The following is a 17,614-nucleotide window of genomic DNA, read 5'->3' on the forward strand; positions in this document are numbered from 1 at the left end:
CCGGTGACGTCGCTCGACAAGCCGACCGAAGAGACATCTGCGGACGACGCCCGGGCGGTGACCGAGGCCGCCCTGTTCGAAGCGTTCGGCGGCGTGCGGGGCATGATCGAGACGGTGCTGCCCGGCCTGCTGTTCGTCACCATCTACACGATCAACAAGGACCTGCACCTGTCGGCGATCGCGGCGCTGGCCGTGTCGGTGGTGCTGGTCGTGGTCCGGCTGGTGACGAAGGACACCGTCAAGCACGCCTTCAGCGGTGTCTTCGGCGTGGCCTTCGGTGTCGTCTTCGCGATGATGACCGGCAACGCCAAGGACTTCTACCTGCCCGGCATGCTCTACACGCTGGGCCTGGGACTCGCCTACATCATCACCACCCTGTGCGGTGTCCCGCTGATCGGGCTGATCCTCGGCCCGGTCTTCAAGGAGAACCTCTCCTGGCGCACGCGGAACCCCGGCCGCAAGAAGGCCTACGCGAAGGCCAGTTACGCGTGGGGTGCGATCCTGCTCGCCAAGTGCGCGATCCTCTTCCCGCTGTACTGGTGGGCCGACACGACGCAGCTTGGCTGGGTCCTGGTCGCCCTCAAGATCCCGCCGTTCCTGCTCGCCGTATGGCTGACGTGGGTCTTCCTGGCGAAGGCGCCCGCGCCCATCGACGTGTTCGCGGAGATGGAGGCGGAGGAGAAGGCCGCGGAGGAGAGGGAACGGGGAGCTGCTACTCGGTCCGCCGAGTAGTGACCGGCGTTTGTGCCGGACTTACTGGGGGCTCCGCCCCCAGACCCCCAGGGCCTATGCCTCACCTCTCGCCCGACGCGGTCGGCCGAGAGGTGAAGCAAGCAGGAAGGGGCGTCCCGGAGATCCGGGACGCCCCTTCCTGCTTGTTCCCCGCAGGGACCCGCTCAGCTCGCCGCGCTGTCCCGGCGTACCGACAGCAGGTCCTCCAGCTGCTCCTCACGGGCCTGTGCGGCCACGAAGAGGAGTTCGTCGCCCGCCTCCAGGGAGTCCTCCCGGGAGGGCGTCAGGACGCGGGTGCCGCGGATGATCGTGACCAGGGACGTGTCCTCGGGCCACTCGACGTCGCCGACCTGCGTGCCGGCCAGGGCCGACTCCTCGGGCAGGGTCAGCTCGACCAGGTTGGCGTCGCCGTGGCTGAAGCGGAGCAGGCGGACCAGGTCGCCCACGCTCACCGCCTCCTCGACCAGGGCCGACATCAGACGCGGCGTGGAGACGGCGACGTCCACGCCCCAGGACTCGTTGAACAGCCACTCGTTCTTCGGGTTGTTCACCCGGGCGACCACCCGGGGGACGCCGTACTCCGTCTTGGCGAGGAGCGAGACGACCAGGTTCACCTTGTCGTCGCCGGTCGCGGCGATGACGACGTTGCAACGCTGGAGCGCCGCCTCGTCCAGAGACGTGATCTCGCAGGCGTCGGCCAGCAGCCACTCGGCCTGCGGGACGCGTTCGACCGAGATGGCGGTCGGCGCCTTGTCGATCAGCAGGACCTCGTGGCCGTTCTCCAGCAGCTCGCCCGCGATCGAGCGGCCGACCGCGCCGGCTCCGGCAATGGCGACCCTCATCAGTGACCGCCCTCCTCTTCGGGACCCTTGGCGAACACTGCCTCGACCTTGTCGATCTCGTCGGTGCGCATCATCACGTGCACCAGGTCGCCTTCCTGCAACACCGTCTGGGAGGAGGGCAGGACCGCCTCGCCGAGCCGGGTCAGGAACGCCACGCGCACGCCCGTCTCCTCCTGGATCCGGCTGATCTTGTGGCCGACCCAGGCGGTGGAGGTGTGCACCTCGGCGAGCTGCACGCCCCCGGTGGGGTCGCGCCACAGCGGCTCGGCGCCCGAGGGGAGCAGGCGGCGCAGCATCTGGTCGGCGGTCCAGCGGACCGTCGCGACGGTGGGGATGCCCAGGCGCTGGTAGACCTCGGCGCGGCGGGGGTCGTAGATGCGGGCCGCGACGTTCTCGATGCCGAACATCTCGCGGGCCACCCGCGCGGCGATGATGTTGGAGTTGTCACCGCTGGAGACGGCGGCGAAGGCGCCGGCCTCCTCGATGCCCGCCTCGCGCAGGGTGTCCTGGTCGAAGCCGACCCCGGTGACCCGGCGGCCGCCGAAGGAGGAACCCAGGCGGCGGAAGGCGGTGGGGTCCTGGTCGACCACGGCGACCGTGTGGCCCTGTTGCTCCAGGGTCTGGGCCAGGGCGGAGCCCACCCTTCCGCAACCCATGATCACAATATGCATCGCGTCACACCGTGCTTCCTACGGGCCCTCTGACCATCAACATTGTCCTGCTCATGTCTCTCTTTCGGCTCGCCAGGCACCACGTCGCGGCCTGAGTGCGGGCCGCCAGGCAACATCATGCCGGTGGAATCACGTCATGATGCCTCCCGGGGCCGGTGCCGCGTTCGACTGCCCGACTCCAACGTATCGGCAAAGTCGAGGGGGTTGCCGAGGGCCCTGCCCGCCCTCGGCCGGGGGAGGAAGCCGGCATGAGTACCGAGATCGACGTCCTGGTCCTGGGCGGCGCGGGCGTCGACACGATCGTGCACGTGCCCGAGCTGCCCGTGCCGTTCGCCGACAGCCACATGATCCGGCCCGGGATCGTGACGCGTGCGGGCCAGAGCGGTGACTTCGTCGCGCTGGCCGCGAGCGCGCTGGGGCTGCGCACACACCACGTCGACATGCTGGGCGACGACCCCGAGGGCGACCTGGTCCGCGCCCTGCACCGCGACCACGGCATCGCGCTCACCGCCGTGCCCCAGCCGCTCGGCACCAAGCGCGCGGTCAACCTCGTCGGCCCCGACGGCAGACGGCTGTCCCTGTACGACGCCACCCGCTCGGCGGAGACGGACCGGCTGCCCGAGGCCACGCTGCGGAAGCTGGCCGCGGCCAGCCGGCACGCCCATGTCGTCATCACCCAGCCCTGCGCCCACGCGCTGCCCGTCCTGCGCGAGGCGGGCCTGACGATCTCCACCGACCTGCACGACTGGGACGGGTCCAACCCCTACCACGAGCCCTTCGCGCACCAGGCCGACCTGGTCTTCCTGTCCAGCACGGCACTGACCGACCCCGAGCGGGCCATGCGGCGGATCACCGAGCGGGGCCGCGCCCGAACCGTCGTCGCCACCGCCGGCGCGGACGGCGCGTACCTCCTGGCCGACGGCGAGCTGACCCACGTACCCGCCGCCACGCCCCCGGCACCGGTCGTCGACTCCAACGGCGCGGGCGACGCCTTCGCCGCCGCGTTCCTCCACGCCTGGCTGAGCGGCGCCCCAGCCCACCGCTGCGCCCTCCACGGCGCGGTGGCGGGGGCGTACGCCTGCACGGTCCCGTCGACCCGGACGGACAGCATCGGGCGGGAGGAGCTGCTTGCCGGGGTGGCGGAGCTGGAGCGGGCTGTCTCTAGCGCGTCCCGGGCGACACGTCCTTGCGGCGGCTGATGCTCCGCACGCTCGCCGCGGTGAGGATTCCGAGGACGAAAAGTGTGGCCGCGGCGCCGATCACTTCTGCGGTCGTGTGCATGGGACCTCCAGGGGCGGCAACGGCCGGGGGACGGCCGGGGCTCAGTCATATAGGCATGGGAACCGGGTGACCTGCGGAATCCCCAGCCGCAGCAGCCCCTGATTTCACTCGGAGAGCAGACGGAACGCCGATGGGGGGTGGCGGGTGGGCGAGCCCGCAATCGAACGCTTACGATCCTCTGTTGTGTCCAAACTGACCGACGTGCCCAAACGAATCCTCATCGGGCGCGCACTGCGCAGTGACCGGCTGGGGGAAACACTCCTGCCGAAGCGCATCGCACTACCCGTTTTCGCCTCCGACCCGCTGTCCTCCGTCGCGTACGCGCCGGGGGAGGTGCTGCTGGTCCTGTCGATCGCGGGTGTGACGGCGTACCACTTCAGTCCGTGGATCGCGGTCGCGGTCGTCGTGCTGATGTTCACCGTGGTCGCGTCGTACCGGCAGAACGTGCACGCCTACCCCAGCGGCGGCGGCGACTACGAGGTGGCGAACACCAACCTCGGCCCCAAGGCGGGCCTGACGGTCGCGAGCGCGCTGCTCGTCGACTACGTCCTCACCGTCGCCGTGTCGATCTCCTCCGGCATCGAGAACCTGGGCTCCGCGATCCCGTTCGTGGTCGAGCACAAGGTCCTCTGCGCGATCGGCGTGATCGTGCTGCTCACGCTGATGAACCTGCGCGGCGTGAAGGAGTCGGGCTCGCTGTTCGCAATCCCGACGTACGTCTTCGTCGCGGGCGTCTTCACCATGATCGCCTGGGGCGCCTTCCGCGGACTGGTCCTGGACGACACCATGCGGGCACCGACGGCGGACTACGTCATCAAGCCCGAGCACCAGGGTTTGGCCGGCTTCGCCCTCGTCTTCCTGCTGCTGCGCGCCTTCTCCTCCGGCTGCGCCGCGCTCACCGGCGTCGAGGCGATCTCCAACGGTGTCCCGGCCTTCCGCAAGCCCAAGTCCAAGAACGCCGCGAACACGCTCGCGTTGATGGGCCTGCTGGCCGTCACCATGTTCTGCGGCATCATCGCGCTGGCCGCCGCGACCGACGTCCGCATGGCCGAGAACCCGGCCCACGACCTCATCCACAACGGCGTGCCGCTCGGGGCGGACTACGTCCAGAACCCGGTGATCTCCCAGGTCGCCGAGGCAGTCTTCGGCAAGGGCAGCCTCCTGTTCCTCGTGCTGGCCGCGGCCACCGCGCTGGTGCTGTTCCTCGCCGCGAACACCGCCTACAACGGCTTCCCGCTGCTCGGCTCGATCCTCGCCCAGGACCGCTATCTGCCGCGCCAGCTGCACACCCGCGGCGACCGCCTCGCCTTCTCCAACGGCATCGTGCTCCTCGCGGGCGCCGCCGCCCTGCTGGTGGGGATCTACGGCGCCGACTCCACCCGCCTGATCCAGCTCTACATCGTCGGCGTGTTCGTGTCCTTCACGCTGAGCCAGACCGGCATGGTCCGGCACTGGAACCGCCACCTGGCCACCGAGCAGGACAAGGCCAAGCGCCGCCACATGGTCCGCTCCCGCGCCATCAACGCCTTCGGCGCCTTCTTCACCGGCCTCGTGCTGGTGGTCGTCCTCGTCACCAAGTTCACGCACGGCGCCTGGGTCGCCCTGCTCGGCATGGTGATCTTCTACGCGACGATGACGGCCATCCGTAAGCACTACGACCGGGTCGCCGAGGAGATCGCCGCCCCCGAGGGCCCGAGCGACGACAGCGTGCGGCCCTCCCGCGTCCACTCCGTCGTCCTGATCTCCAAGATCCACCGCCCGGCGCTGCGCGCCCTGGCCTACGCCAAGCTGATGCGCTCGGACTCCCTGGAGGCACTGAGCGTCAACGTCGACCCGGCGGAGACCAAGGCGCTGCGCGACGAGTGGGAGCGGCGCGGCATCGACGTACCGCTGAAGGTCCTGGACTCGCCCTACCGCGAGATCACGCGGCCGATCATCGAGTACGTCAAGGGGCTGCGCAAGGAGTCGCCGCGGGACGCGGTGTCCGTGATCATCCCCGAGTACGTCGTCGGCCACTGGTACGAGCATCTGCTGCACAACCAGAGCGCCCTGCGGCTGAAGGGCCGGCTGCTGTTCACGCCGGGGATCATGGTGACCTCGGTGCCCTACCAGCTCCAGTCCTCCGAGGCGGCCAAGCGGCGGGCCCGCAGGCAGCAGGAGTGGAACGCGCCGGGCTCGGTGCGGCGAGGTCCCGCTCAGGACCGGCCGAGGGAGTCCTCGGACCCGAAGGCCTGAGGGCAGCCGGCGGTTCGTCGAAACGGGCGTGAATCGGCCGGGCGGCACCCACGTAGACTGGTGGGCTGTTGTCCGGCCGATTTTCTTCGGCCCTTTCCCCTCACGTTTTTGGAGTCACCCCACCATGCAGGCAGAACCGAGGAAGTCGCTGGTGGGAGAGGAGTACGAGGTCGAGATCGGCCCCGTCGCCCACGGCGGCCACTGCATCGCACGCACGTCCGAGGGCCAGGTGCTGTTCGTCCGGCACGCGCTGCCCGGTGAGCGGGTCGTGGCGCGGGTGACCGAGGGCGAGCAGGGCGCCCGGTTCCTGCGTGCGGACGCGGTGAAGATCCTGGACGCCTCCAAGGACCGGATCGATGTCCCCTGCCCGTTCGCCGGCCCCGGCCGCTGCGGCGGCTGCGACTGGCAGCACGCCAAGCCGGGCGCGCAGCGGCGCCTGAAGGCCGACGTCATCGCCGAACAGCTCCAGCATCTCGCCGGGCTCACACCGGAGGAGGCCGGCTGGGACGGCACGGTGGTGCCCGCCGAGGGTGACAAGGTGCCCGCGGGCCAGGTCCCGTCCTGGCGCACCCGCGTCCAGTACGCCGTCACGGCCGACGGCCGCGCGGGCCTGCGCCGGCACCGCTCCCACGAGGTGGAGCCGATCGACCACTGCATGATCGCCGCCGAGGGCGTCAGCGAGCTGGGCATCGAGAAGCGGGTCTGGACCGGCATGGACTCCGTCGAGGCGATCGCGGCGACGGGTTCGCAGGACCGCCAGGTGATCCTCACGCCGAAGCCGGGCGCGCGCCTCCCGCTGGTCGAACTCGACCGTCCGGTGTCGGTGCTGCGCGTGGACGAGCGCTCCGGCGGCGTCCACCGCGTCCACGGCCGCCCCTTCGTCCGCGAGCGCGCGGACGGCCGCACGCACCGGGTCGGGGGCGGCGGCTTCTGGCAGGTCCACCCGCAGGCGGCGGACACCCTGGTGACGGCCGTCATGCAGGGCCTCCTGCCCCGCAAGGGGGACATGGCCCTCGACCTCTACTGCGGCGTCGGCCTCTTCGCGGGCGCCCTCGCCGACCGGGTCGGCGAGCAGGGCGCGGTCCTCGGTATCGAGTCCGGCAAGCGTGCGGTGGAGGACGCCCGGCACAACCTCGACGAGTTCGACCGCGTCCGCATCGAGCAGGGCAAGGTCGAGAGCGTGTTGCCGCGCACGGGGATCACGGAGGTCGACCTGATCGTCCTGGACCCGCCGCGGGCCGGGGCGGGACGGAAGACGGTGGAGCATCTGTCGTCCCTCGGGGCGCGGCGGATCGCGTATGTGGCTTGTGATCCGGCTGCGTTGGCCCGGGACTTGGGGTACTTCCGGGATGGGGGGTATCGGGTGCGGACGCTTCGGGCGTTCGATCTGTTCCCGATGACGCATCATGTGGAGTGCGTGGCGATTCTCGAGCCCGCAGCAAAGGGCGTCTGACCTGCTGTTCTTCTGATTCCCCGGGGTGTGGGCGGGTCGTGCCGACATGTTTCCGTAGGTCCATCGCGTGGAGCGCGGCGCAGCTCGCGCCACGTGTCTCACCTGCCGCTTCGAGCAGTGGCGCGGTGACGTGCGCCCTACCTCGACTTCGTGAGGGGCGCTTGGCGAAACGTCTTGACGCTCGTTCGACGCTGACTCTGACGGGGCGTCACGATGCTCATCTGCCTTCCCGGCTGCTGAAGGTTAATGGGTCAGTCGAGTTCATTGCTTTGTCCATGGACGGGGAGCGCATCTGTGCGACCAGCGGGAAGACGAAGAATACTGGGTGGCGGAGTTGACTCAACTCCATGAGGGAAAACACTAGATCCTGCGATTTGATGCTGTGCGGCCGCACTGAGTTCTTTTCGAAGAGATCACGTGTGACAGATCGCAGATTGCCGCTACCGAAGTCTTCAAAGCTGACAGCATACGAATGGTTCGCGTACCGGTCCAGGTGGTCGAAGTCCTGCAGCACACCGAACTGGTAGGCCTGCTTCAGGTAGGGGTCCGGCTCCACCGCGCCACCCACGCCGTCAGGTCCACGGCGACCTGCTCGTAGGCGATCGTCGTCTCCAGCACGGAGGAGACACCCGGAAGGGGCCAGTTGACCACCTTCTACTGCCGCGCCTCGAGGTAGCGCACCCGGGCGAGCTGCCGCTTGATCTCGGGGTCCGTGGTGTGGCGCGCGAACTGGTGGCCGACCAGGATGGCCTCGACCTCGATGCCGTTCATCGTGATGATGCGGCAGCGGGTGTACGGGTCCGAGCGGGTGAAGTACCCCGGACGCCGGGCCTCATGTCGGGAGAATCCGCCGGGTCCCGGCGGGAGCCGGGTGCGCCGAAGCGCCGGGCCGGCCCCCTCGGAGGGAGGGGGCGGCCCGGCGCTTCGGCGGGTCACCGCTCAGGGCGTCTGCCAGCTGTGCGGGGCGTGGAAGGGGTGGGGGCGCCAGGAGGTGGTGCCGGGGGTGGACGCCTGCGCGTCGACGCCGGCCCGGGCGGCACGGCTGAGCAACAGGGCCGCGAGGGCGGCCAGTTCCTCGTCCGTGGCTTGGCCCTTCTCGATGCGGATGGGGGGCGGGGGAGTGAGCATGGGACCTCCGTCACTGTGGGGTGGCCGTGCCGTCACTGAGGGGGGTTGCCGTGCTTGCGGGCGGGGTGGTCGGCGTGCTTGGTGCGCAGCATCGCCAGTGAGCGGATGAGGACCTCGCGGGTGTCGGCGGGGTCGATGACGTCGTCGACGAGGCCCCGCTCGGCCGCGTAGTAGGGGTGCATCAGTTCCGCCTTGTACTCCTTGACCAGCTCGGCCCGCATGGCTTCGGGGTCCTCGGCCTCGGCGATCCGGCGGCGGAAGATGACGTTGGCCGCACCCTCGGCGCCCATGACGGCGATCTCGTTGGTGGGCCAGGCGTAGGTGAGGTCGGCGCCGATGGACTGGGAGTCCATGACGATGTAGGCGCCGCCGTAGGCCTTGCGCAGGATCAGGGAGATCCGCGGCACCGTGGCGTTGCAGTACGCGTACAGCAGTTTGGCGCCGTGGCGGATGATGCCGCCGTGCTCCTGGTCGACGCCGGGCAGGAACCCGGGGACGTCCAGGAGGGTGACGATCGGGATGCTGAAGGCGTCGCACATCTGCACGAAGCGGGCGGCCTTCTCGCTGGCCTCGATGTCCAGGACACCGGCGAGCACCCGAGGCTGGTTGGCGACGACGCCCACCACCTGCCCGCCGAGACGGGCCAGCGCGCAGATGATGTTGCGCGCCCAGCGCTCGTGGACCTCCAGGTACTCGCCGTCGTCGACCATCTCCTCGATGACCTTGGCCATGTCGTACGGCCGGTTGCCGTCCGCCGGGACCAGGTCGGCGAGGGTGTCGCAGCGACGGTCGTGCGGGTCGTCGCACGGCACCGCGGGCGGGTTCTCCCGGTTGTTCTGCGGGAGCAGGGACAGGAGGTAGCGGACCTCGGCGATGCAGGTCTCTTCGTCGTCGTAGGCGAAGTGGCAGACGCCGCTGGTCTCGGCATGCACGTCCGCGCCGCCGAGGCCGTTCTGGGTGATCTCCTCACCGGTGACCGCCTTGACGACGTCCGGTCCGGTGATGAACATCTGCGACGTCTCGCGGACCATGAACACGAAGTCGGTGAGTGCGGGGGAGTAGGCGGCACCTCCGGCGCACGGGCCGAGCATCACCGAGATCTGCGGGATGACGCCGGACGCCCTGGTGTTGCGCTGGAAGATGCCGCCGTAGCCGGCGAGCGCGGTGACGCCCTCCTGGATGCGGGCGCCGGCGCCGTCGTTGAGGGAGACCAGCGGTGCGCCCGCCGCGGTGGCCATGTCCATGATCTTGTGGATCTTGGTGGCGTGGGCCTCGCCCAGCGCGCCGCCGAAGATCCGGAAGTCGTGGGCGTAGACGAACACCGTCCGGCCCTCCACCGTGCCCCAGCCGGTGATCACACCGTCCGTGTACGGCTTCCTGGCCTCCAGACCGAATCCGGTCGCCCGGTGCCGGCGCAGCTGCTCGACCTCGCGGAACGAGCCCTCGTCCAACAGCAGGCCGATGCGCTCGCGCGCGGTCAGCTTGCCCTTGGCGTGCTGCGCCCGCGTCGCCTTCTCACCAGGGCCGGCCAACACCTGGCGGCGTATCTCGGCCAGCTCCGCGACGTGGGACCTCATGTCTTCCCCCTGATGGGACGGGATGTCAGTTGCCGAGCCGGCGCAGACCGTTCATCTGGAGCACGGCGAAGGCCGCGACGACGGCCGCCTGGAGCGGGGTCCACACCGTGCCGACGGTGTTCGGGTCCAGCCAGCCGAAGACCACGGCGGCCACGCTCGCGACCGCCCACAGCAGGTTCGCCTCGATGACCACCTTGGTGGCCGCGGTGGACGGCACCGGGCGGCGGGCCAGCACGGCGACCAGTGCGCCGTAGACGGTGAGGAACACGCCGATGCCGCGGAGGAAGCCGGTGTCGAGGCTGAGCAGGTCCCCCACCGGACCGGCGGCGAACAGGTAGATGAGGCCGTTGCCGCCGGTCACGACGGCGTCGAGGCCGAGGAAGAGACGTAACGGACGCGCGGCCTCCGCGCGCCCCTGGGTCGTCACGGCGCGGGCAGGCGACTGGCTCGTGGTCATGTGGTTCTCCAAAGGTCGGGGGGTGGTTTCCACTTCCGATCCGGATCGTTCCAGGCAGTGCTGACCAGCGGCTGACGTGCCGCTTACGCGGCGTCGGGACCGGTGGCGTCAGGTGAGCTGGAGCAGGGGAGCGCGCACGTCACCGGACAGGGCCGGGTCGTGGGACAGGATGGCGCTCTCGACCTGCCGCAGCGCGGGGGAGGGCTCGATGCCGAGTTCGTCGGCGAGGTGGCGGCGCATACGGCGGAACACGTCCAGGGCGTCGGCCTGGCGGCCCGCGCAGTACAGGGCGATCATCAGCTGCTCGCAGAAGCGTTCCCTGAGCGGGTGGCTCGTGTGGGTCTCGGCGAGTTCGGCCAGGACGGCGGCGTGCCGACCGAGCCGCAGCTCGGCGTCGAAGCGGAGCTCCATGGCCCGCATGCGGTACTCCTCGTAGCGGGCGCCGGCGAGCTGGCACAGGGTCCCGCCGGTGAAGCCGCCGAAGACCGGCCCCCGCCACATGGCCAGGGCCTGCCTCAGTAACCGGGCCGCCTCCTCCGGTGAGCCCGAGCCGAGGGTCTCGGCCTGGCGGACCGTCCTGACGAACTCGGCGGCGTCCAGCTCCCCCTCGTTGACCGTCAGGCGGTAGCCCGAGGGGTGGATGGTGACGCGCGAGGTGGTGCGGTCGGGCTCCAGGCCGCGCAGCTTGCGGCGCAGCCGGCTGACGTGGGCCTGCAGGGCGTTGGCCTGGTTGTCCGGGGCGCCCTCGCCCCACATCTCCTCGACCAGCGCCTCACCGGAGACCGACTGGCCCTCGCTGACCAGCAGTGTCTGGACCAGGGTCCGTTGCAGATCGCCGGAGATCTCGGCCGGTCCCGACGCGGTGCGGATCTGCAGTGCCCCGAGGATCGAGAACGTCAGCATGTTTCCCCCTTGGCGATCAGTGCGGCAGAGAGTGGTCGGGGGGCCGGTCACGGCGGTCCGTCTCTGCGGCCGAGGCCGCATGGCGGTCTCCCGGGCCGGTTTCCGTCCCGGGGCTTCCTCCCGACTCCATCCTGACACAAAATAATTCCTTTGAGAAGGTATTTTTCTTCTGAACGAGTCCGAGTCGTGCCGACAGGGGCGCTGAGCTGTGCGGTTGCCGGACAGCAGAGGTCAACCGGAAGGGGTGGTGGATGCGGACGTGTCTGCGCCCCGGCGCACCGCCCAGTGCCGGGCGGTGCGCCGGGGCGCGTGTGTCCGCCGGTGCGGGGGTCACCGACGGTGCGTGCGGCACCGGGGCCGCGCGGGCCGGAGGGGCGGGGCCGCGCCGGAAACCGGGCGCCGGGGCGTATATGACGAGCGGAGAGGGCAGGATTCGAACCTGCGTGGGCTTTGTGGGCCCGACCGTGAGATTGCTCTCTGGTCCCCGTTGAGCCGCTCCGGGCACCTCTCCTTGTGTGGCCGTTGGTGCGTGGCCGTTTTCGCGGAGAGGGCAGGATTCGAACCTGCGTGGGCTTTGTGGGCCCGACCGTGAGATTGCTCTCTGGTCCCCGTTGAGCCGCTCCGGGCACCTCTCCTTGTGTGGCCGTTGGTGCGTGGCCGTTTTCGCGGAGAGGGCAGGATTCGAACCTGCGTGGGCTTTGTGGGCCCGACCGTGAGATTGCTCTCTGGTCCCCGTTGAGCCGCTCCGGGCACCTCTCCTCGTTCCCGGCTTCCGGTCTCCCGTGCCGTTCACGAGAACAACATTGGCAGGGAGGTCTGACAAAGCGCTGACGTCTTTCTGACTCGATCGGAGAATTCCCTTCCGGTCTTTTCCCGCGCCTGCCCTCGATGCTCTACTCGGGACGACGGAAAACGCTCCCGAAAGGGGAAAACAATGACCGTGACCGCCATGGACAACCCGGTTCTCGAGGCGATAAGCACCCATACGTCAAGCGAGAACCCAAGCGCGTTCCTGGCCCTCAACAGCGGAAATGACGTCTTCACACTGCCCGGTGCCGACGGCGTCGTCGTGTACCGCCGCACGGGCCGGTTCGCCGTCCAGTTCGGCGGCCCCTTCGCCGCCCCCGACGCCTACGGCCCCCTCCTGGAGGCCTTCCGCCGGCACGTCCGCGACGAGGGCCGCACCCTGGTCGGCATCCAGCTCCAGCGCGCCGACGCCGAGCACTACGCCCGCCGCGGCTTCACCGTCAACCAGGTCGGCGCCTCCTGGGCCGTCGGCCTGCAGGACTTCACACTGCGCGGCACCCGCTTCATGCAGCTGCGCAACAAGATCTCCCGGGCCCGCCGCAACGGCCTGGTCGTCCAGGAGGTCCCCGCCGACGACTGGCAGGAAGCGATCGCCGCCATCGACCGGGCCTGGCTCGGCTCCAAGGGCGGCGCCCAGCAACTGGAGTTCCTGGTCGGCCAGATCGGCGGACCGGCCCAGGCACACCGCCGGCTGTTCACCGGCACCATCGACGGCAGCCCCGTGGCGTACATCTCCTACTCGCCGGTGTACGGCGGCCGGGCCGGCTGGATGCACGACCTGAGCCGGCGCGTCCCGGACGGCTCCCCGGGACTGATGGAGGCCATCAACGCGACCGCCGTCGAGGTGTTCCGTTCGGAAGGCGTCGAGTGGCTGCACTTCGGCTTCACCCCGTTCACCGGCCTCGACGCCGGCCACGAGATCGACGGCCACAGCCCGGCGTTCCAGTGGCTGATGCACGCCCTGTGGGCCGAGGGGGCCGCGCTGTACCCGGCGCAGACCCAGCTGTCGTACAAGCAGAAGTGGGCTCCGGACGTGGTCATCCCGGAGTACGTCGCCTTCGACGGCCCGCAGGCCTCGCTGGCGTCCTTCGCCCACGTCTTCCGTGCTTGCAAGGCGTTCTGACGATCCGTCATCTGCCACGCCCGCAGCGGGGAACTCCGGACCGACCGTGCCCGCAGCGGGGCGCGGCGTCGCGGCGCGCCGCGGGTCACCCTCCCCGCACCGCCCTCACGCACCACCCGTCTTCCGGAACAGGAGAACCAGCGATGAGCGACAACGGACCCGACACCAGCACCGAAGTCCTCCAGCACACCGTGGTCGAGCGGCTGATGGCCGTCATCGGCGCGCCCGACGACGAGGACGTGGCGCGCGACGCGGACGCCGCCGTCCTGGCGCTCGACGAACGGCTGCGCGCCGAGTCCGCCGCCTGACGGCCGCCGCCGATCAGACCGGCATCAGTGGCACATCAGCGCGGCGCAGCACGCTGGACACGTGTTCGTCCGGTGGTCCTCCGGCGGAGTACCGCACTGTGCTCCGGCGTTCCCGGACCGCCGGGCGGGCACGCCCGCGCGTTCCCGACCGCCCGCGGGAGCACTGTCGACTCGCGGCGCCCGCAGGTCCGCGGGGCAGCGGCGCCGCCGCCCGAACCGGGCACTTCTCCCAAGGAGAGCAACGCATGCAGCGTCCGCACACACAAGAAGCCGGGGCAGCAGCCGCCTCCGCGGCCGGCCCGCGCACCGGTGCCTCGGCGACGTTCGCCGAGCTCCTCAAACGCGTCAAAGCGGAAGGTCTCCTCGACCTCGACCCGCGCTACTACGTGGGCCGTCTCGCGATCAACACCACCCTGCTGCTGATCGGATTCGCCGCGTTCTTCGCCCTGGGCGACTCCTGGTGGCAGCTGCTGACGGCCCTGTGGATGGGGCTGTGCGGCGGCCAGTCGGCGTTCATGTGGCACGACGCCGGACACAAGGCCATGTTCCGCAGCAAGAAGGCCGCCTCCGCCGTCGGCTACATCCACGCCAACCTCGTCAACGGGGTCAGCTACGGCTGGTGGGTCAACCACCACAACCGGCACCACAGCAACCCCAACCACCTGGACAAGGACCCGGACATCGGCCGGCGCACCGTCATCTTCGACGTCAAGCAGTACCCCAGCCGGCGGGGCACGCAGAAGTTCGTCGTGCGCCACCAGAGCGTGCTGTTCTTCGTGCTGCTCGTCCTGGAGGGCTTCAAGATGCTCCGGACGGCCGTGGTGTCCATCGCGCAGGGCAAGACCAAGCGGCCCGTGCTGGAGTCGTTCCTGATCGTGCTGCGCGCCGCGGTCTACTGCGCCCTGGTCTTCACGGTGCTCTCGCCGGTCCTCGCCGTCGCGTTCATCCTCGTGCAGCACGCCGCCCTGGGCGTCTACTTCGGCATGATCTTCGCCCCGAACCACAAGGGCATGGACGTCCGCGACGGCGAGGAGGAGACCCTGGACTGGCTGGAGCGCCAGGTCCTCACCTCCCGCAACATCCGCCCGAACCCGGTGGTCGACTTCCTCTACGGCGGCCTCAACTACCAGGTCGAGCACCATCTGTTCCCGGCCATGCCGCAGAAGCACCTGGCGCGCGCCCGGGAACTGACCCGCGCCTATTGCGCCGAGCGCGGGGTGCCGTACCACGAGGTCGGCTTCTGGGCGTCCTACCGGGAGGTCGCCTCCTACCTGCACGAGGTCAGTGAGCCGGTGCGGGCCGGGACCGTGGAGGAGGAGATCAGGCGCCGGGCAGCCCAGGCGGCCTGACCCGGCCCGCGCCCCTCGGTCGCCGCCGGTCCGGGACCCCCCCACGCTCCGGTCCCGCACGGCCCCCGCACCCCCACGCGTCCACAGCCCCGGCCCCGGGCCGCCCGCCCGGGCCCGCCGTCGGCCCGGGCGGTTCCCTCACCGGAGCCCCTGAGAACCAGGAGTCCAAGGAGAGCCTCCCCATGTCCCAGACCACCACGGTGGCGGGCGGTGTCACCGCTCCCGCCGCGATCGGGGTCCGCCTGGACCGCATGCCGATCACCCCGATGCACCGAAGACTCACCATGGTCATCGGCATCGGCCTGCTCTTCGACACGTTCGAGAACAACCTCTCGGGCACCATCGCCAAAGTGCTCCAGAGCGACTTCGCCTTCGGGGCGACCGAGCTCAAACTCGTCCTGGCCTCGGTGTTCATCGGTCAGTTCATCGGCTCGCTGGTGCTCGGCCGGATCGCCGACCGGTTCGGCCGGCGCCGGGCCTTCCTGATCAACCTCGCCATCTACTCGGGCTTCTCCCTGCTGGGCGCCTTCTCACCGAACGCCGCCTGGCTGATCGTCACCCGCTTCATGGCCGGCATCGGCATCGGTGCCGAGCAGGTGCTGTCCGACTGTTACCTGGCCGACGTGCTGCCCGCCAAGCGGCGCGGCCGGTACATCGCCTGGGCCTACACCGTCGCCTTCTGCGGGGTGCCCGCCGTCGGCTTCGCCGCGCTGTGGCTGGTGCCCCTGTCCCCGCTGGGCATCGACGGCTGGCGCTGGCTGTTCGTGATCGGGGCGCTGGGCTCCGCCGTGGTGTGGGTGCTGCGCCGCCGGCTGATCGAGTCGCCGAGGTGGCTGGCCGCCCAGGGCCGCACGGAGGAGGCCGAGCTGCTGGTGGCCGAGATGGAGAAGCAGGCCTACCCGGACCGCCCCGCGACGGTTCGCCCGGTGACCGCGGACACCGCCGGACCGGTGGAACCGGCCGCGGTGCGCCACCGTGTGCGCGACGTGTTCGGCCGCGGCATGCGGCGCCGCACGGTGGTGCTGTGGATCTTCTGCGTGCTGTCCGTGGTCGGCTACTACGGTTTCGGCACGCTGGCCCCCCAGATCGTCGCGGCCAAGGGCTACGGCATCGTCGCGGGCATCGGCTTCACCGCGCTGTCCTTCCTGGGCTACCCGGTCGGTTCCGCGCTGGCCCTGCCGATCGTCGACCGGTTCGAGCGCCGGACGCTGGTCGCGGCCTCCGCGGCGGCGATGATGCTGGCCGGCCTCGGCTTCGCCTACGCCGGATCCCCCGCGCTCATCGTGGCGTTCGGCTTCATCTACACCCTGTGCAGCAACGTCTTCTCCAGCGTCTCGCACGTGTACCTCTCCGAGCAGTATCCGACCGCGATCCGCGCCACCGCGTCCGGCGCCGCCTACTCGCTGTCCAAACTCAGCGCTGCCGCACTGCCGTTCGTCCTGCTGCCGGTCCTGGACGCGCACGGCCCGGGTGCCCTGTTCGGGGTCATCGCCGCGGCGATGGCGGCCCTGGCGGCGACCGTCCTGCTGCTGGGCGAGCGCACCACCGGGGCTCCGGTCGACGGCGTCCCCGGCCCCCCGACCACCCCCGTGACGAAGAGGAGCTGACGATGGCCTACGTCATCGCCCTGCCCTGTGTCGACGTCAAGGACCGCTCCTGCGTCGACGAGTGCCCCGTGGACTGCATCTACGAGGGCCGCCGGGCCCTGTACATCCACCCCGACGAGTGCGTCGACTGCGGCGCCTGCGAACCCGTCTGCCCCGTCGAAGCGATCTGCTTCGAGGACGACGTGCCCGCCGAGTGGGGCGACCACACCGCCTCCAACGCCGACTTCTTCGCCGCCGTGGGCTCGCCCGGCGGCGCCGCCGCACTCGGCGCCCTCGGTCACGACTCCCCGCTGGTGCGGGCCCTGCCCGAGGCGGTGACCCGGACATGAGCGGACTCCTCGCCGGCAAGCGGATCCTGGTGACCGGGGTCGTCACGGACGCGTCCATCGCCTTCCACACGGCCCGCATCGCCCAGGAGGAGGGCGCCGAGGTCATCCTCACCGGCTTCGGGCGCCTCTCCCTGATCGAGCGCGTCGCCGCACGGCTGCCGAAGCCGGCCCCGGTGCTCGAACTCGACGTCACCGACCAGCGGCAACTGGACGGCCTCGGCGACCGGATCCGCGAGCACACCGACACCCTGGACGGACTGGTGCACTCCATCGCCTACGGGCCGCGGGGCGCCTTCTCCTTCCTGGACGGCGACTGGAACGACGTGTCGACCGCCGTGCACGTGTCGGCGTACTCCCTGAAGTCGCTGACCACGGCCTGCCTGCCGCTGATGGAGCGGCGCGGCGGCTCGGTGGTCGGGCTGACCTTCGACGCCGCAGTCGCCTGGCCGCGCTACGACTGGATGGGCGTCGCCAAGGCCGCCCTGGAGTCGACCAGCCGCTACCTCGCCCGGGACCTGGGCGGTCGCGGCGTCCGCTGCAACCTCGTCGCGGCGGGACCGCTGCGCTCCATGGCGGCCAAGTCCATCCCCGGGTTCGCCGACCTGGCCGAGGTCTGGGAGCACCGGGCCCCGGCGGGCTGGGACCCCACCGACCCGGACCCGGCGGCCCGCGGGGTCGTCGCCCTGCTGTCGGACTTCTTCCCGCGCACCACGGGGGAGATCGTGCACGTCGACGGAGGGGTGCACATGATGGGCGCCTGAGCCCCGGGCCGGGCGCGCGGCGAAAGGGGCGGGAGCGGGTCGCGGACCCGG

16 protein-coding genes and 4 pseudogenes are annotated in these 17,614 nt (G+C 70.5%); 10 read left to right on the forward strand and 10 right to left on the reverse strand.

Going from position 1 to position 17,614, the window contains the following annotated elements:
• Positions 1-3: 3 nt before the first annotated feature.
• The gene (locus tag CP976_RS32150) at positions 4-732 is read left to right on the forward strand and encodes a DUF3159 domain-containing protein (protein WP_150483446.1); all 729 of its coding nucleotides are present in this window, start codon (positions 4-6) and stop codon (positions 730-732) included.
• Between the two features lie 164 nt (positions 733-896).
• On the opposite strand, the gene CP976_RS32155 is transcribed toward CP976_RS32150, so the two are convergent.
• Both CP976_RS32155 and CP976_RS32160 read right to left on the reverse strand, forming a co-directional pair.
• Positions 897-1,574: a potassium channel family protein gene (locus CP976_RS32155; protein WP_010035052.1), complete on the reverse strand. Its 678-nt coding sequence runs from the start codon at positions 1,572-1,574 to the stop codon at positions 897-899.
• The gene (locus CP976_RS32160; RefSeq protein ID WP_150483447.1) at positions 1,574-2,245 is read right to left on the reverse strand and encodes a potassium channel family protein; all 672 of its coding nucleotides are present in this window, start codon (positions 2,243-2,245) and stop codon (positions 1,574-1,576) included. The genes CP976_RS32155 and CP976_RS32160 overlap by 1 nt, the downstream gene beginning before the upstream one ends.
• A gap of 248 nt (positions 2,246-2,493) precedes the next feature.
• Here CP976_RS32160 and CP976_RS32165 point away from each other — a divergent pair, with 248 nt between their 5' ends.
• The 3 genes from CP976_RS32165 to CP976_RS32175 all read left to right on the forward strand — a co-directional run bounded on the left by CP976_RS32165 (position 2,494) and on the right by CP976_RS32175 (position 7,214).
• A complete protein-coding gene (locus tag CP976_RS32165) occupies positions 2,494-3,444 on the forward strand; it encodes a PfkB family carbohydrate kinase (RefSeq protein ID WP_150483448.1) in 951 nt (316 codons plus the stop codon).
• 265 nt (positions 3,445-3,709) lie between these two features.
• Positions 3,710-5,761 carry an APC family permease gene (locus CP976_RS32170; protein WP_150483449.1) on the forward strand — a complete coding sequence of 684 codons (2,052 nt, stop codon included), beginning with the start codon at positions 3,710-3,712 and terminating at the stop codon, positions 5,759-5,761.
• Positions 5,762-5,885: 124 nt separating this feature from the next.
• On the forward strand, positions 5,886-7,214 hold the full coding sequence (locus CP976_RS32175) for a class I SAM-dependent RNA methyltransferase (protein ID WP_150483450.1): 1,329 nt from the start codon (positions 5,886-5,888) through the stop codon (positions 7,212-7,214).
• A 475-nt stretch (positions 7,215-7,689) separates the two neighbouring features.
• On the opposite strand, the pseudogene CP976_RS44520 reads toward CP976_RS32175, so the two are convergent.
• From CP976_RS44520 to CP976_RS32215, 8 genes and pseudogenes are all read right to left on the reverse strand, one after another.
• Positions 7,690-8,015 (reverse strand): annotated as a pseudogene (locus CP976_RS44520) (hypothetical protein); the annotation flags it as partial.
• 138 nt (positions 8,016-8,153) lie between these two features.
• Positions 8,154-8,342 (reverse strand): acyl-CoA carboxylase epsilon subunit, encoded by a 189-nt coding sequence (locus CP976_RS32185; protein WP_030234973.1) that lies wholly within the window; start codon positions 8,340-8,342, stop codon positions 8,154-8,156.
• Positions 8,343-8,374: 32 nt separating this feature from the next.
• A complete protein-coding gene (locus CP976_RS32190; protein ID WP_150483451.1) occupies positions 8,375-9,919 on the reverse strand; it encodes an acyl-CoA carboxylase subunit beta in 1,545 nt (514 codons plus the stop codon).
• Between the two features lie 25 nt (positions 9,920-9,944).
• Positions 9,945-10,376 carry a hypothetical protein gene (locus CP976_RS32195; protein WP_150483452.1) on the reverse strand — a complete coding sequence of 144 codons (432 nt, stop codon included), beginning with the start codon at positions 10,374-10,376 and terminating at the stop codon, positions 9,945-9,947.
• A gap of 108 nt (positions 10,377-10,484) precedes the next feature.
• Positions 10,485-11,279 carry an AfsR/SARP family transcriptional regulator gene (locus CP976_RS32200; protein ID WP_150483453.1) on the reverse strand — a complete coding sequence of 265 codons (795 nt, stop codon included), beginning with the start codon at positions 11,277-11,279 and terminating at the stop codon, positions 10,485-10,487.
• 418 nt (positions 11,280-11,697) lie between these two features.
• Positions 11,698-11,790 (reverse strand): annotated as a pseudogene (locus CP976_RS32205).
• 31 nt (positions 11,791-11,821) lie between these two features.
• Positions 11,822-11,914 (reverse strand): annotated as a pseudogene (locus CP976_RS32210).
• Positions 11,915-11,945: 31 nt separating this feature from the next.
• Positions 11,946-12,038 (reverse strand): annotated as a pseudogene (locus tag CP976_RS32215).
• 175 nt (positions 12,039-12,213) lie between these two features.
• Here CP976_RS32215 and CP976_RS32220 point away from each other — a divergent pair.
• From CP976_RS32220 to fabI, 6 genes are all read left to right on the forward strand, one after another.
• Positions 12,214-13,209, forward strand: coding sequence for a DUF2156 domain-containing protein (locus CP976_RS32220; RefSeq protein WP_150483454.1), 996 nt, complete (start codon positions 12,214-12,216; stop codon positions 13,207-13,209).
• 143 nt (positions 13,210-13,352) lie between these two features.
• Positions 13,353-13,517, forward strand: a complete 165-nt coding sequence (locus CP976_RS43055) for a hypothetical protein (RefSeq protein WP_167537461.1) — start codon at positions 13,353-13,355, stop codon at positions 13,515-13,517.
• 245 nt (positions 13,518-13,762) lie between these two features.
• On the forward strand, positions 13,763-14,866 hold the full coding sequence (locus CP976_RS32225; RefSeq protein ID WP_030854067.1) for a fatty acid desaturase family protein: 1,104 nt from the start codon (positions 13,763-13,765) through the stop codon (positions 14,864-14,866).
• Positions 14,867-15,048: 182 nt separating this feature from the next.
• Positions 15,049-16,473 carry an MFS transporter gene (locus tag CP976_RS32230; RefSeq protein ID WP_150483455.1) on the forward strand — a complete coding sequence of 475 codons (1,425 nt, stop codon included), beginning with the start codon at positions 15,049-15,051 and terminating at the stop codon, positions 16,471-16,473.
• Between the two features lie 2 nt (positions 16,474-16,475).
• Positions 16,476-16,802, forward strand: a complete 327-nt coding sequence (fdxA, locus tag CP976_RS32235) for a ferredoxin (RefSeq protein WP_150483456.1) — start codon at positions 16,476-16,478, stop codon at positions 16,800-16,802.
• Positions 16,799-17,563 (forward strand): enoyl-ACP reductase FabI, encoded by a 765-nt coding sequence (gene fabI, locus CP976_RS32240; RefSeq protein ID WP_150483457.1) that lies wholly within the window; start codon positions 16,799-16,801, stop codon positions 17,561-17,563. The genes fdxA and fabI overlap by 4 nt, the downstream gene beginning before the upstream one ends.
• The last annotated feature ends 51 nt before the right edge of the window (positions 17,564-17,614 follow it).

Source organism: Streptomyces coeruleorubidus (genome assembly GCF_008705135.1).
GTDB classification, from domain to species: Bacteria; Actinomycetota; Actinomycetes; order Streptomycetales; family Streptomycetaceae; genus Streptomyces; species Streptomyces coeruleofuscus.

Bases quoted from the DNA above. Each gene is read 5' to 3' on its own strand.
- CP976_RS32155 (WP_010035052.1), bottom strand. From the start codon at position 1,574: ATGAGGGTCGCCATTGCCGGAGCCGGCGCGGTCGGCCGCTCGATCGCG.
- CP976_RS32160 (WP_150483447.1), bottom strand. From the start codon at position 2,245: ATGCATATTGTGATCATGGGTTGCGGAAGGGTGGGCTCCGCCCTGGCC.
- CP976_RS32165 (WP_150483448.1), top strand. From the start codon at position 2,494: ATGAGTACCGAGATCGACGTCCTGGTCCTGGGCGGCGCGGGCGTCGAC.
- CP976_RS32175 (WP_150483450.1), top strand. From the start codon at position 5,886: ATGCAGGCAGAACCGAGGAAGTCGCTGGTGGGAGAGGAGTACGAGGTC.
- CP976_RS32185 (WP_030234973.1), bottom strand. From the start codon at position 8,342: ATGCTCACTCCCCCGCCCCCCATCCGCATCGAGAAGGGCCAAGCCACG.
- CP976_RS32190 (WP_150483451.1), bottom strand. From the start codon at position 9,919: ATGAGGTCCCACGTCGCGGAGCTGGCCGAGATACGCCGCCAGGTGTTG.
- CP976_RS32195 (WP_150483452.1), bottom strand. From the start codon at position 10,376: ATGACCACGAGCCAGTCGCCTGCCCGCGCCGTGACGACCCAGGGGCGC.
- CP976_RS32200 (WP_150483453.1), bottom strand. From the start codon at position 11,279: ATGCTGACGTTCTCGATCCTCGGGGCACTGCAGATCCGCACCGCGTCG.
- CP976_RS32220 (WP_150483454.1), top strand. From the start codon at position 12,214: ATGACCGTGACCGCCATGGACAACCCGGTTCTCGAGGCGATAAGCACC.
- CP976_RS43055 (WP_167537461.1), top strand. From the start codon at position 13,353: ATGAGCGACAACGGACCCGACACCAGCACCGAAGTCCTCCAGCACACC.
- CP976_RS32225 (WP_030854067.1), top strand. From the start codon at position 13,763: ATGCAGCGTCCGCACACACAAGAAGCCGGGGCAGCAGCCGCCTCCGCG.
- CP976_RS32230 (WP_150483455.1), top strand. From the start codon at position 15,049: ATGTCCCAGACCACCACGGTGGCGGGCGGTGTCACCGCTCCCGCCGCG.
- fdxA (WP_150483456.1), top strand. From the start codon at position 16,476: ATGGCCTACGTCATCGCCCTGCCCTGTGTCGACGTCAAGGACCGCTCC.
- fabI (WP_150483457.1), top strand. From the start codon at position 16,799: ATGAGCGGACTCCTCGCCGGCAAGCGGATCCTGGTGACCGGGGTCGTC.